The sequence below is a fragment of the Kitasatospora sp. MAA4 genome (assembly GCF_029893355.1).
Classification (GTDB): Bacteria; Actinomycetota; Actinomycetes; order Streptomycetales; family Streptomycetaceae; genus Kitasatospora.
In genome coordinates, this window is sequence record NZ_JARZAI010000035.1 from 62,324 (window position 1) to 74,090 (window position 11,767).

The 11,767-nt window shown below is 69.4% G+C and carries 14 protein-coding genes; 6 read left to right on the forward strand and 8 right to left on the reverse strand.

Going from position 1 to position 11,767, the window contains the following annotated elements; translation table 11 throughout:
* Position 1 precedes the first annotated feature (1 nt).
* The 4 genes from P3T37_RS32625 to P3T37_RS32640 all read right to left on the reverse strand — a co-directional run bounded on the left by P3T37_RS32625 (position 2) and on the right by P3T37_RS32640 (position 3,921).
* On the reverse strand, positions 2-766 hold the full coding sequence (locus tag P3T37_RS32625; RefSeq protein WP_280727543.1) for an HAD family hydrolase: 765 nt from the start codon (positions 764-766) through the stop codon (positions 2-4).
* Positions 759-1,643 carry a carbohydrate ABC transporter permease gene (locus P3T37_RS32630; protein WP_280727544.1) on the reverse strand — a complete coding sequence of 295 codons (885 nt, stop codon included), beginning with the start codon at positions 1,641-1,643 and terminating at the stop codon, positions 759-761. The genes P3T37_RS32625 and P3T37_RS32630 overlap by 8 nt, the downstream gene beginning before the upstream one ends.
* Complete coding sequence (locus tag P3T37_RS32635) at positions 1,640-2,953, reverse strand: extracellular solute-binding protein (RefSeq protein WP_280727545.1); 1,314 nt, start codon at positions 2,951-2,953, stop codon at positions 1,640-1,642. Before P3T37_RS32635 ends, P3T37_RS32630 begins: the two co-directional genes overlap by 4 nt.
* A 62-nt stretch (positions 2,954-3,015) precedes the next feature.
* Complete coding sequence (locus P3T37_RS32640; RefSeq protein ID WP_280727546.1) at positions 3,016-3,921, reverse strand: sugar ABC transporter permease; 906 nt, start codon at positions 3,919-3,921, stop codon at positions 3,016-3,018.
* A gap of 253 nt (positions 3,922-4,174) precedes the next feature.
* Here P3T37_RS32640 and P3T37_RS32645 point away from each other — a divergent pair, with 253 nt between their 5' ends.
* Positions 4,175-4,612, forward strand: coding sequence for an NADAR family protein (locus P3T37_RS32645; protein ID WP_280727547.1), 438 nt, complete (start codon positions 4,175-4,177; stop codon positions 4,610-4,612).
* A gap of 419 nt (positions 4,613-5,031) precedes the next feature.
* Here the strand turns inward: P3T37_RS32645 and P3T37_RS32650 are convergent, their stop codons facing one another.
* On the reverse strand, positions 5,032-5,244 hold the full coding sequence (locus P3T37_RS32650) for a DUF397 domain-containing protein (protein WP_280727548.1): 213 nt from the start codon (positions 5,242-5,244) through the stop codon (positions 5,032-5,034).
* A gap of 29 nt (positions 5,245-5,273) precedes the next feature.
* A complete protein-coding gene (locus P3T37_RS32655; protein ID WP_280727549.1) occupies positions 5,274-6,131 on the reverse strand; it encodes a helix-turn-helix transcriptional regulator in 858 nt (285 codons plus the stop codon).
* Positions 6,132-6,391: 260 nt separating this feature from the next.
* Between P3T37_RS32655 and P3T37_RS32660 the strand changes: the two genes are divergently transcribed.
* From P3T37_RS32660 to P3T37_RS32670, 3 genes are all read left to right on the forward strand, one after another.
* On the forward strand, positions 6,392-6,838 hold the full coding sequence (locus P3T37_RS32660) for an ATP-binding protein (protein WP_280727550.1): 447 nt from the start codon (positions 6,392-6,394) through the stop codon (positions 6,836-6,838).
* A 32-nt stretch (positions 6,839-6,870) separates the two neighbouring features.
* Positions 6,871-7,206, forward strand: a complete 336-nt coding sequence (locus P3T37_RS32665) for a hypothetical protein (RefSeq protein WP_280727551.1) — start codon at positions 6,871-6,873, stop codon at positions 7,204-7,206.
* 90 nt (positions 7,207-7,296) lie between these two features.
* Positions 7,297-7,968, forward strand: coding sequence for an HAD-IA family hydrolase (locus P3T37_RS32670; RefSeq protein ID WP_280727552.1), 672 nt, complete (start codon positions 7,297-7,299; stop codon positions 7,966-7,968).
* Between the two features lie 3 nt (positions 7,969-7,971).
* Here the strand turns inward: P3T37_RS32670 and P3T37_RS32675 are convergent, their stop codons facing one another.
* Positions 7,972-9,591, reverse strand: a complete 1,620-nt coding sequence (locus P3T37_RS32675) for a DUF4157 domain-containing protein (RefSeq protein ID WP_280727556.1) — start codon at positions 9,589-9,591, stop codon at positions 7,972-7,974.
* A gap of 330 nt (positions 9,592-9,921) precedes the next feature.
* Between P3T37_RS32675 and P3T37_RS32680 the strand changes: the two genes are divergently transcribed.
* On the forward strand, positions 9,922-10,305 hold the full coding sequence (locus P3T37_RS32680) for a RidA family protein (protein WP_280727553.1): 384 nt from the start codon (positions 9,922-9,924) through the stop codon (positions 10,303-10,305).
* A 30-nt stretch (positions 10,306-10,335) separates the two neighbouring features.
* Positions 10,336-11,337, forward strand: a complete 1,002-nt coding sequence (locus tag P3T37_RS32685; RefSeq protein ID WP_280727554.1) for a zinc-binding dehydrogenase — start codon at positions 10,336-10,338, stop codon at positions 11,335-11,337.
* A gap of 140 nt (positions 11,338-11,477) precedes the next feature.
* Here the strand turns inward: P3T37_RS32685 and P3T37_RS32690 are convergent.
* Positions 11,478-11,767: hypothetical protein (locus tag P3T37_RS32690; protein ID WP_280727555.1), on the reverse strand; the 290-nt coding region annotated here is incomplete at its 5' end.

The following is an 11,767-nucleotide window of genomic DNA, read 5'->3' on the forward strand; positions in this document are numbered from 1 at the left end:
GTCAGTTCCTCTCAGCAGGTGCGGTGGTGCGGGTGCCCGCCGAGGCCCAGTCACGCAGCGCGGGCAGCAGGCCCTCGATCCGCGGGGCGACGGCGGTGGCGGGCCCGTCGGCCCGGCCGAAGCGGTCGATGTAGGCGCAGGGCGCGCCGAGTTGGGCGGCCGGCGCGACGTCGTTGTGCCAGTGGTCGCCGATGGAGAGGATCCGCCGCACCGGCCCCGAGCCGAGTTCGCGGCGCAGCAGCAGGTCCAGGCCGGCCGGCTTGCCGGTGCTGGAGACCACCTCGTCCACCAGGGACGTGAGTTCGAGCCGGTCCAGCAGTTCGGCGAGCCCGGCGGCCGGGCTGTTGGTGGCCAGCACCACCCGGACGCCCTGCGTCCGGAGCTCGGTCAGCAGCGCGGCGTAGTCGGCCGGGACCTCCAACGCGCAGGCGTCGGTGGCCATGTGGGCCCGCGTCGCCGCGAACGCCGCGTTCAGCTGCGGCAGTTGGACGCCGTGGCACTGGCCGGCCAGCTGGGCCACCACCTCCCAGCCGTCCACGGCCGCCCGCAGCGCCGCCGCCTGCCGCGGGTCGGCCGCCCGCTCGGCCGCGGCCACGCCGTCGGCGAGGTAGAGCTCGACCCCGCCGATCAGCTCGGCCCGTGCGGCGGAGGGGAGTTCGGCCGCGGCCTGCTCCGCGTAGTAGCGGATCGGCGCGTCGCCGCGGTACAGCGTCCCGTCGAAGTCGGTGACCAGTACGAGCTGCTGGTCGTGATGCGGATCAGCCACGGACGCCTCCGGCGGTGGACATGGCGCCAGTGATGAAGTGGCGTTGCAGGACGAGGAAGAAGAGCAGCACCGGCGCGGTGGTGAAGACCACGGCCGCCGACAGTGCGGGGAAGTCGGTGCCGTTCGCGCCGGCGAAGGCGGCCAGGCCGACCTCGACCGGCTGGACGTCGGGGCTGCTGGTCATGATGAACGGCCACAGGAAGGAGTTCCAGGAGGCCAGGAAGACGTTCAGCGAGATGATCACGATCGCCGGCCGCACCAGCGGGATCCCGATCGACCAGAGCATCCGCAGCCGTCCGGCGCCGTCCAGTTCGGCGGCGTCGAAGATCTCCTGCGGCAGGCCCAGGAAGAACTGCCGGACCAGGAAGATCCCGAACACGCTGGCACCCCAGGGAACGATCTGGATCCAGTACGTGTCAAGCCAGTTGATGTCGTTGGCGATGATGTAGTCCGGGATGATCAGCACCGTCCCGGGGATCATCAGCACCGACATCACCAGGCCGAAGAGCAGCCCGCGCCCGCGAAAGCGCATCACCCCGAAGGCGAAGCCGGCCAGCAGCGAGGTGGCCAGGGCCAGCAGCACTGTCGCCGAGGCGATCAGCAGGGTGTTCAGGAAGAGCCGGGGCCAGGGCGCGGCCGCCCACGCCCGGCTGTAGTTCGCCCACTGCCAGTGCGGCAGCAGGATGTCGGACACCGAGGCGGAGACGCTCGCGCTGTTCAGCGAGGTGACCACCACGTAGTAGAAGGGCAGCAGGAAGAGCAGCCCGGCCAGCACCGCGATGATCCGGGTCGAGCGCCGACCGGCGGGACGCGGGGCCCCGCCGGTCCGGCGCCGGGGAAGCCCCCGGCGCCGGACCTCGGACGGGAGTGCCGTCACTGCGCGGCCCCGGCCTTCTGGTCCGCCAGCGCGTTGGTCTGCGCGGTGTTCAGCGCGGTGGCCGGGTCGGTGCCCTTGTCCAGCGCCGCCTGGAGCGCGACGACCTCCTCGCCCTCCGCCTTGGCGACCCAGCTGTACGGCGGCTCGGCCACCGCGTAGGCCAGCGCGCCGACCGCGGTGGGCAGGTAGGGGTTCTTGGCGATGAAGTCGCTCATCAGCGGCAGCGCGGCCGCGGTGACCGGCAGGTAGCCGGTCTGGCCGGCCCACTCGGCCTGGCTGGAGGCACTGGCCAGGAACTGCATGTACTTCCAGCCGGCCGCCTGCTGCGCCTTGCTCGCGCCGGTGAACTCCACCAGGTTGGTGCCGGACATGACGTTGGTCGGCTGCCCGGTCGAGCCGGTCGGCAGCACGGCGGTCCCCAGCGCGAACTTGCCCCCCACCGCCTGGTTCTCGTAGTAGTAGCCGGCGGCGCTGCTCAGGTCGAACAGGCCCTTCTGGGCGCCCAGCGCAGCCTCGCCGGGGTAGTTGGTGCCGATCTGCAGGGCCCCGGACTTCTTCAGGTCGACCAGGTAGCTCAGCGCCTGGACGGCGGCCGGGGAGTTGAGCTGCGGGGTGCCGTCCGCGGCGAAGTCCGGGGTGCCGTTGGAGGCGGCCAGCGCCTGGAACATCAGGGTGCCGCTGGCCGGGGAGGCGGTGGTGCCCGGGTCGATCGCGATGCCGGTGACCCCGTTGCCGGAGACGGCCTTGGCGTCGGTCGCGAACTGGTCCCAGGTGGTGGGGGCGGCCAGGCCCTTGGACTTCAGCAGGTCGCTGTTGGAGTAGATCACCTGGACGCTCTTGTTGAACGGCCACATCCAGTTCTTGCCGTCCGGCAGCGCCAGGTCCTTCTGGACGCCGGCGTAGAAGCTGGAGTACTGGTCGGGCTTGTCGCTGCCCGCGTACTGGCTGACCGGCAGGATCACCTGGCTGTTGGCGTACTGCGCGGCCCAGGACTCGTAGACCTGGCCGATGGTCGGCGCGTTGTGCGCGGCGATGGCGGCGGTCTCCTTGGCGTGCAGGGTGCCGTAGTCGGGCTGGTACTCCAGGTTGACCTTGATGTTCGGGTTGGCGGTCTCGAAGTCGTTGGTCAGCTTGACCAGCGTACTCTTCTGCGATCCGTTGATCATGATCTGCATGAACGAGATGGTGGTGGGGCCGCTGGAAGCGCCGTCCTTGCTACCCGAGGAGGAGCAGCCGGCGACCGCGGCGAGGACGGTGGCGGCGGCCAGGGCCGAACCGGCGATCCGGCGGCTTCTGGTGTTCTTGGTCATGGTGGCGGGTTCCCTCTGGAGTGATGGCGAGTCATGGAGAGCAGGTGGAACGTCTGTGGGGATCAGGAAGAGCGGCTGATCCGGTCGCCGGTGCGGCGCTGGAGCAGGGTGAACGCCGCCGTCACGGCGAACAGCACGATCGCGAGCGCCGCGCCGTAGCCGGTGTCGAAGAAGACGAACGCCTCCTGGTAGAGCAGGAAGCTCAGCGTGGTCGTCGCGTAGACCGGCCCGCCCTGGCTCATCTCGTAGAACTGGGTGAAGGCCTGGAGCGAGGAGATGCTGGTGATGATCACGACGAAGAGCGTGACCGGGCGCAGTTGCGGCCAGGTGACGTGCCAGAACTCCTGCCAGGCGTTGGCGCCGTCGACCCGGGCCGCCTCGCTCAGCTCGGGCGAGATCACCGCGAGCCCGCCGAGGAAGAGCACGACGGTGAAGCCCACCTCGTGCCAGAGGCTGTACGCGATCACCGAGGGCATCGCCCAGGTGGTCGACTGCAACCAGCCCGGCTGCGGCAGGTGGACCGCCTTGAGCAGCGTGTCGGCGAGTCCGAACTGCGGGTTGAAGATCCACACCCAAGCCAGCGAGGTGGCCACCACCGGGGTGGCGTGCGGCGCGAAGACCGCCACCCGCGCGGCCCCCAGCAGGCGCCCCCCGCGTTGCAGCAGCAGCGCGAAGGCCAGCGACAGGGCCGTTCCGCCGATCACCATGGCTCCGCTGAAGTAGAGCGAGTGCCAGGCGCTGGAGAGGAAGCTCGGCGCCGTGGAGCCGAGGAGCGAGCGGTAGTTGGCCAGGCCGATGTACTTCGACTTGGCCGTGTTCAGCGCGTTCCAGTGGAACAGGCTGACGTAGAGCGTGTAGGCGGTCGGTCCGATGATGAAGACCGAGAAGATCAACAGAGCCGGCGCGGTGTAGAGCCAGCCCATCGGGCTCTCCCGGACCCGCCTGACTACTGCTGTGTGTTTCGACATCGTCCTGCACCCCTCACCTGGCCCGCACCGGCGGCGCGACGGTCCGGCGGCAACTCACCATCGAGCAGCCGGGATTGAGTGAAACGCGCGTAGATAGCGAGATCATGACAAATGAGGAAACACTTGGTGACGATAGTTCAGCTTTCCGAAGTGATGTGAAAGCCTGAAAGGCTGGCCACTCTGCGCTCTGCGGAGCCCGGACATATACCGAAACCCGGGTGCGGACCGTCCGCCCCGACGGCTACCGTGCCGCGTGACGATCTACTTCTACGGCGCGGACGACGTCCCCTACGGCTGCTTCTCCAACTTCTCGCCGCACGGCTTCACCCTCGACGCGGTGCACTGGCCGACCTCCGAACACTACTTCCAGGCCCAGAAGTTCGCCGGCACCCCGCACGCCGACCGGATCCGCCGAGCCCCAACGGCCCTACAGGCCGCCGAACTCGGCCGCACCCGCTCCCGCCCGCTGCGCCGCGACTGGGAACGGGTCAAGGACGAGACCATGCGCCGCGCGGTACTGGAGAAGTTCCAGCAGAACCCGGACATCCTCGCCGTCCTCCTCGCCACCGGCCAACAGGAGTTGGTCGAGGACACCACCACCGACCACTACTGGGGCCGCGGCTCCACCGGAACGGGCAAGAACATGCTCGGCCGCATCCTGATGCGCACCCGCACCCGGCTGGCTCTCTGAGCGGGCTCGCCGGTCGACCGCCCGGCGGCGCGCCCGTCTGCGTGCTGGCCCTCGCCCTGCTCACCTTCGTCGCAGCCATCACACCCGCCACCGCCGCACGCCGCACGCCGCAACAACGGCGGCACCGTGACCGTGCAGTTCACCAACAGCAGCGACCGCGACCTGACAACCCCGGTTCCCAGCTTCACGCACGCTGCCTGATCGGCAGTGCGCCGGACCCGATCCCGGCCGGCCCACCCCGCACCGGGCGGCGCAGCGGTGCAGAGGCCGCAGAAACGACGGCTTCACAGGTCAGCACGTCGCAAGCCACCAGCGAACATGGGGAACGAAACAGCAGGTCAGCACTCAGGAACCTGAAGGGCGCATGCAACAGCCCCCGTGCCGGGCAGGCCGGCCGGGGGCTGCGGGGTCGGGTTGGGTCAGCAGTCAGCGGGGAAGTCCCCGGCACGCACGCCGTCCACGAACGCCCGCCACGCGTCAGCGGGGAAGATCAGCGCAGGACCGGCACTGTCCTTCGAGTCGCGGACGGCCATACCGCCTGCTACAAGGTGTCCGGTCTCCACACAGTCATTCGCTTGAGCACTGAAGCTGCTCTTGTACCAACCCCGAGCGGCGATCTCCGGCACGGTCATGCGCTGACACCTCTTGTCTGTTCTAGTTCTCACGCTTCCGCCGCGATGGCGGTGATCATATCGAGCGACTGAGCTGGGTTGAGTGCCGAGGATCTCAGGTAGTCGAAGACGAGTCCGTAGCCGTCAAGCTCTGCTTCCTGCTCCAGGTAGTGACTACTTGTCAGGGTCTCCAGGAACACCGCACCGGGCATCGGCGAATCAGTAAAGCCGAACATCACGAATGCGCCACAGGCCCCGGCAGTCGCGCCGACGTCGAGCGGCACGACCTGGAGCGTGATGTTGGGTTGCTGCGCGGCGTCGGCGAGGTGGAGCAGTTGGGCCCGGCGCACCTCCTTGCCGCCTACGGGGCACCGAAGGGCGGGCTCCCAGATGATCGCCCAAAACCGCGCGGCGTCGGCCTTGGTGAGAACTTCCTTCCGGTCCATCCGGATCTTGACGAGCTGGTCAATCCGCTCGGGCCGAACCGCAGCAGGGTTGGCTTGCAGAAGTGCACGAGCGTAGCCCTCGGTCTGCAACAGGCCTGGGATGACCATGGATTGCCAGGTCCGGATGTAGCGTGCATCGCCTTCGAGGCCGAGGAAGTCAGCGTAGGCGGGCGGGATCGTGTCGCCGTAGTCATGCCACCATCCGCGCTTTTTGCCATCCCTGGCCAGCCGTTCGAGAGCATCACGGGCCGGTAGATCCGCGATGCCGTAGAGGTCGAGCAAGATGCCGAGATCGAGACGACGGATGCCTGAAGCGCCCGTCTCTATCCGACTGATCTTCGCTCGGGAGCACTTGAGCGCGCCTGCGGCATCCTCGGTGGACTTGCCGGCCGCTTCGCGGATTCGGCGAAGTTCCGATCCCAGACGACGCCCGCGCACAGTCGGACGAGGTTCGTCGGTCATCCGTTCCTCCCTTGACAGGCTCAGTCTGCCCTCTGACGGGTCATCGGGGCCAGAACGAAAACGATCTGCACAGTTGCAACTGTTCTGCTTGCAACTCGCATCGAGACAAGTGCACACTACGGGGAGTAGTCCATTCAACCACGCTTAGTGATCTTGATGGACCGTCACCCGGGCATTCCCTTGCCAACTCCGGCCGTTGCCCGGACCGTTGGTCGGCCCGGATCGTGTCTTCAACCCCTACGCCCGGAGGTAGCTGCGCCATGCCTGAAATGCTCGACAGACCGCCCGCGTTCGCGGCTGAGGAAAACTGTTGGCTGCCGCGCGACCACAGGTCGCCGGGGATCGCCCGGCGGCTGCTGGTCGCACTGCTGTCGGAGGTCGAGGACGGTCACCGATTCATGGACGTGGGCCTCTTGCTGGTCTCCGAGTTGGTGACCAACGCGGTCGTTCACGGGACACCCAGGGACAACCTCGTGTTCCTGTCGCTCGCGGTGGACCAGTCCCGGTTGCGGATCGACGTTCACGATGCGCGCGGCGATCGATCGCCGGTGCTGCGCGTCGCGAGTGCGGATGACGAGTCCGGGCGCGGGCTGGCCTTGGTCAAGTCCCTTTCCCAGAAGTGGGGTTGCTGCCCCCGAGCGAACGTCGGCAAGATCGTTTGGTGTGAGGTCAGCCCGGAGAACGAGGCTTCGGCGGTGGCAAGTTGAGCGCGCGGAAGGCTGTGGCAGCGCGGCCGGTCATGAGGAACGACGACCGGCCGGTGACGGTGGAGCTGAGCGGCATCACGGAACCAGCGACGTTCGCCCGGCTGTCGGACGCGCTCGCCGCGCTGTGGGAGTCCATGCGGGTACTGCCCCTGGACGCATTCTCCGCCGACTGCTTCCACTACTACCTGACACGTCCGGACGCCGTGCAGCGAGTGAGTGAAACCCTGGAGCACAGCGGTGACTTGGCGCTGTCGTTCGGTCTGCCGGACGGGCCGCACGTCATGCATGTACGCCCGGCACTGCCCCCGGACGCCGACCCGGTTACCGCCCCGGCGGACCCGGGTGGCGAACTGCCAGTAACCACGTAGCCCGGTGGTCAGCACGGGGAAGAGCAATCGCCATGGCGTTTTACGGACAGAACCACCACCCCAGTTGACGGTCACACGGATCGTCAACTCATGGCCCAGGAAGGGCGATACCGCGTGACCTACCAGGTGCTGATACTCGACTTCGCCGGAGTGCTGACCGTAGGCATGCGGGAGGCTGGACGGAACTTCTGCGTCCGGGAGGGCCTCCAACCCGACGCCTACTACCAGGCCATGCGGACGCACCCGGTTGGTCAGCGGTTGTACCGGGACATCGAGATCGGGGCCGTCACCCAGACCGAGTGGAACGTCGGTGTGGCCACCCTGCTGGGCGTCGGATCCGACAACCTGATGGCGCGGCTGCTCGCCGACACGCAGCCCGAACCTCGGCTCATCGCGCTGGCCCAGGAGGCTCGGGCCGCCGGCATCAGGACGGCGCTGCTGTCCAACAGCTTCGGGCTCGAACCCTACAACCCGTACCGGGAGCTTGGCGTCGCCGACCTGTTCGACGTGACGGTGCTGTCGGAGCTGTGCGGCATCGCCAGGCCAGACCCGGCGATCTACCGCCACGCGCTGGAGCAGCTCGGACTGCCGGGTGAGGCCTGCGTGTTCGTGGACGACCAGGAGATCAACCTCCCGCCGGCCGCTACGCTGGGCATGACCGTGGTCCACGCTCAGGAGCCGCAGGAGACTGCCCTGCGCGTGGCCGGCCTCCTGGGCCTCGGAGGCGACCGGGTCGCCGCCGGGCCGACCGGCGGTGCGTGACGCTCAGGGAGTGCCGCCGGTCAGGGTCTTGTGCAGCGCATCCGGGAGGTACGTGGAGGTGGGGAGGCCGTTGGCCACGCAGTACTGGCGCAGTGAAGCGCCACGGATGACCGTCTTCGACTTCACCTTCTTCTTCTCGAACAGCACGCTCTGGACGCCGACCGTCGTGTCCGGCAGTACCGTGCAGGGGACGTCACCGTCGTAGCCGGCCACGGTGAACTTCTTTCCCGTCACGGCGATCGCCGCCGTCGGCTTGACGATCACCAGGTCGCTCGGCGTTGTCCCCGACGCGAACGGCACGTTCAGCGCGGTCAGCACCGTCTTGAGGGATTCCTGGACCTCGCGGACGGTAGCGATGTCGCCCGCGGTCAGCGGGATGTAGCCGAGCGTCCCCTTGGCCTGGAGGGGTATCTGTAGGCCGTCGTAGAAGTAGTCCCCGCCTGCGGTCGAGAATGCGCGGTACGTCTTCGTGGGGCCGATATCGGCGAGCGGGAGCTTGAAGTAGGTGTAGTCGAAGATGTGCTGGCGATTCAGGGCCTTGTCCGCGGCGAGTTGCTCCACCTCGGGCAGGGTGCCGATCTCGATCCAGGCCGCGGGGTCGAAGGCGGGCGGTGCGATGTCCTTGGTGAGGGACAGCATCGCCTCCAGACGGTCGAACGTCCTGCCCGCGTCCAGGTCCGTACGCAGCTCCTTCCCCAGCTCGGTGAGCCTGACGAAGTCGGCCTCGGAAAGCCTCGTGAAGTACTTGCCGTCGGCGTCGATGTCGTCCTTCGACGCCGACGGCTCCGGCCGGATCGAGGTGTTCGGGCCGGGAAACTGGTTACCGCCCTGCCACTCGAAGAAGGACTGGCGCATGTCGCCCAGCTTGATCTCGGACACGGTGACCTCGTCCGGCTCCGGTCCGACCAGCCGGTCTCGGAGATCCCTCCTGAACGCGTCCCAGTCGGCAGGGTCTTTCGGCTTTGCCACCTTGAGGTTGTCGAGCATCGCGTCGGTGATCGTGGTGGGGATGGCACGGGCCAGGACCGCGGCCCGCTGCCGCGCGTCCAGCCGGCCCAGGGCGTCGAGCAGCGTGGAGTGGGCGACGATGTGGTGCGCGGTCAGCTCCCAGCCCTGGTGCTGCTCGACCCTGGCGTAGGGATTGTCAGCCCGCCGCTGGACATCGTGGCCGAGCGGCGACGTGGCCCCGACCGGTTCGACGGCGGAGCGGGCCGGAATCGGACGGCTGAGGACACGGGCGGCGTTCGCCTCTGCCGCGCGTTCGAACGCGTCACCCGGGTCGCTGACGCTCAGGCCCGAGCTGTCGCGGCTGCCTGCCACCGGGCCGGTGCGCTGCTGGATGACGTGGGTGAGCTCGTGGGCCAGGGTGTGCCGATCCCCTCCCCCGGCGCCGATGACGACGTGCCGGCCGGAGGTGTAGGCGCGCGCGCCGATTTCCGCGGCGGAGCGAGCCGCAGTCGAGTCGTCATGCAGGCGGACGTCGGTGAAGTCGGCGCCCAGGCGCGCCTCCATCTCGGCGCGCAGCGGCTCGGCCATCGGCCGTCCCGGCGAGCGCAGCACCTGGTGCACGGGGGAGCGCTGGACTTCTTCGTGGGCCTGCTGCTGCTCCAGGAGGCGGACCACCGCGGCGTTGCCGATGGTGCGTTGCAGGGACAGCAGCGTGCTCGCGGTCAGCGTCCGGTCCGCCCCACCCGCCGCGGCCGGCCGCGCCCGGTGGGGTTCGTCGGCCCGGTCCTGTGGCGACTGCTCGTTCGCGCGCACGTCCGCTCCTTCCCTTGTACGTGGCGGCGCCCTCGGTCGCGGGCGCCGCCTGCACTCCTATCGCGCCGCCGACAGGTCGCAGAAGGTCCTTAAGGGCACCCGCGAGTGCGACAGCGGCTGCCCTTTCTGCGCTGACCACGTACTAGGGTCGGCACCGCCCGTTCCCACGACACACACCGAGGTTGGCCCACCGTGTCCCCCTTCCGCGAGACCGTCAGCAGCCCGGAGCTGCCCGTGCACGGCCCGTACTCGCCTGCCGTGCGGGCGGGCAACCTGGTCTTCGTCTCGGCCCAGCCCGGTGTGGACCCGGCCACCGGGACGGTCCCCGACCGCGGCGCGGGGGCCCAGTGCCGGCAGGCGCTGCGCAACCTGGAGCACGTGCTGCGGGTCGCGGGGGCCGAGCTGCGGGACGTCGTGCGGACGACCGTCTTCTACACCGACCTCGCCGACCTGCCCGCCATCAACTCCGCCTACGCCGAGGCCTTTCCGCTCGATCCGCCGGCCCGCTCGGCGGCCGTGGTCAGCCTGGCCGGCGGCCGGCTGGTCTCCATCGACGCGATCGCCGCGCTAGGTTGACCAGCACTCCCCTCTCGGAAGGCAACGGCGATGCTGGCAGGTCGACTCAACATCAGGACGCGCACCCTCTCGATGGAGGAGGTGCCCACCCCGCACGCCGGACCGGGCGAGGTGCGGATCAAGGTCGCCGCCGCCGGGGTCTGCCTCTCCGACGTGCACCTCATCGACGGGACGCTCACGCCGCTGCGGCTGGCGGGCGACACGGTGACCCTGGGGCACGAGAACGCGGGGACGATCGACGAGGTCGGCGACGGCGTGACGGGCCTGGCGGCCGGTCAGCGGGTGCTGCTGCGGGCCGGGGAGCCGCGCGGCGGTGCCGTCTTCACCCGCGGGGTCGACTACGACGGCGGCTGGGCTGAGTACGCGGTAGCCCGGGCGGACACCGTGGTCCCGATCCCGGACAGCCTGCCGTTCGAGCAGGCCTGCTTCATTCCCGACGCGGTCTCCACCCCGTGGGCTGCGATCACCACCACCGCGCAGGTCCGGCCGGCCCAGGCCGTCGGCGTCTGGGGTGTCGGCGGACTCGGCGCCCACGCGGTCCAGCTGCTGCGGCTGGTCGGGGCGGCTCCCATCGTCGCGGTGGACCCGCTGCCGGCGGCGCGCGAGCGGGCGCTGGCGTTCGGCGCGGACGTCGCGCTGGATCCCGCCGACGAGCACTTCGCGCAGGCCGTCGCGGAGGCCACCGGCGGCACCGGGTTGAGCGTCGCGTTCGACTTCGCCGGCGTCCCGCAGGTGCGCGAGCAGGCGATCCGCTGCCTGGGCGTCGGGGGCAAGTTGGTGCTGGTCGGGCTCAGCGACCAGCCGATCACCGTGACCGACGGCACCCGGTTCAGCTACCTCGGCCAGCAGATCCTGGGCCACTACGGTTCACGCGAGGAGCACGTCCAGGAGTTGGTGACGCTTGCGACGCTGGGCCGCCTGGACCTCTCCCGCTCGGTCAGCGAGATCCTGCCGCTCGCCGAGGCGCCGGAGGCTGTCCGGCGCCTGGCGACCAAGCAGGGTAACCCGATCCGGATCATCCTGCGCCCCTGAGAGTCCGTGGGCTGGAACCACTGCCGCATGGACAGGACGTGGGGCCTGTGCGTCAAGTCCCTGGCGCGGTCGGGAGGTCGGCGGCCTCCGCGCCCACGAGGACTAGGACGATGTCGGCGATGGCGCGCTGGTGTACGTGGTCAGGAGGCGACGACGATCGAGGAGGCCGGGCCGCCGACCTGGGTCCAACTCTGGCCCCCGGTCCACTCCATGACAGCGTTCTTGCCAGAGGTCAGACCGAAGACGTCGCCGTAGCCGTCCTCGGCGAACTGCGCACCGGGCCCACCGATCTGGGTCCAACCGCTGCCCCCGTCGAACATCACGACGTTACCGGCCCCGGGGGTGGTGGCGAGCAGCCCCGCCGAGCCGCCGATGATCGAGTCAGCCGGGCCGCCGACCTGGCGCCAGCTCTGGCCTCCGGTCCACTCCA

Bases quoted from the DNA above. Each gene is read 5' to 3' on its own strand.
- P3T37_RS32635 (WP_280727545.1), bottom strand. From the start codon at position 2,953: ATGACCAAGAACACCAGAAGCCGCCGGATCGCCGGTTCGGCCCTGGCC.
- P3T37_RS32640 (WP_280727546.1), bottom strand. From the start codon at position 3,921: ATGTCGAAACACACAGCAGTAGTCAGGCGGGTCCGGGAGAGCCCGATG.
- P3T37_RS32650 (WP_280727548.1), bottom strand. From the start codon at position 5,244: ATGACCGTGCCGGAGATCGCCGCTCGGGGTTGGTACAAGAGCAGCTTC.
- P3T37_RS32655 (WP_280727549.1), bottom strand. From the start codon at position 6,131: ATGACCGACGAACCTCGTCCGACTGTGCGCGGGCGTCGTCTGGGATCG.
- P3T37_RS32660 (WP_280727550.1), top strand. From the start codon at position 6,392: ATGCCTGAAATGCTCGACAGACCGCCCGCGTTCGCGGCTGAGGAAAAC.
- P3T37_RS32665 (WP_280727551.1), top strand. From the start codon at position 6,871: ATGAGGAACGACGACCGGCCGGTGACGGTGGAGCTGAGCGGCATCACG.
- P3T37_RS32670 (WP_280727552.1), top strand. From the start codon at position 7,297: ATGGCCCAGGAAGGGCGATACCGCGTGACCTACCAGGTGCTGATACTC.
- P3T37_RS32685 (WP_280727554.1), top strand. From the start codon at position 10,336: ATGCTGGCAGGTCGACTCAACATCAGGACGCGCACCCTCTCGATGGAG.